The following is a 623-nucleotide window of genomic DNA, read 5'->3' on the forward strand; positions in this document are numbered from 1 at the left end:
TGGCGTCACTGTGGATGGCTCCCTTTGTTCAAGATCAAAACTGGAAGCGTAAAGGTTCGCATCAATGGCAGAGCATTGGTGACGGGATCTACTTGGGCATCAGACAGAGTGAGCAAGGGGCGGCTTCAATGATTCTAGATAGTCGTCAAAGCCACGCCGACATTTGGCTAATCGATGACCATGGTTTTGCGCCAACCCCAACATTGAGCGAAGAAAGCCATCGCCATCAACAGGGGTGGCAACAGCTAATTCTCTCTTCTCCATCTTTTGCTCACCCTTCGCACACTTAACTCAATTCAAAGAATACATATTATGATCACACGTTCGCTTTTACGTTCCATGTTTGCATCTTGCGCTTTATTGGTCGCTAGCACGTCCAGTTTCGCGAGTGACAAAATGAAAATTGGTATCACGCTTCAGCCTTATTTCAGCTATGTGCACGCTGTTGTTGGTGACAAAGCGGAAATCTTGCCGCTGGTGGATGCTGGCTTTAATCCACATAACTACTTACCGCAACCGAATGATCTAAAACGTCTCAATGAAATGGATGTCATCGTGGTGAATGGTATTGGCCATGATGATTTTGCGTTGAAGGTGATCAACGCGTCGCAACGCGATGATCT

General features: G+C 46.7%; 1 protein-coding gene and 1 pseudogene. Both read left to right on the forward strand.

Annotation, left to right across the window (positions count from 1 at the left end; translation table 11 throughout):
- A pseudogene (locus R8N49_RS28335) lies at positions 1 to 290 on the forward strand (hypothetical protein); the annotation flags it as partial.
- A 22-nt stretch (positions 291 to 312) separates the two neighbouring features.
- A partial coding sequence (locus R8N49_RS28340; protein WP_318190596.1) for a metal ABC transporter solute-binding protein, Zn/Mn family occupies positions 313 to 623 on the forward strand: 311 nt, incomplete at its 3' end.

Source organism: Vibrio sp. 1978, assembly GCF_033344345.1.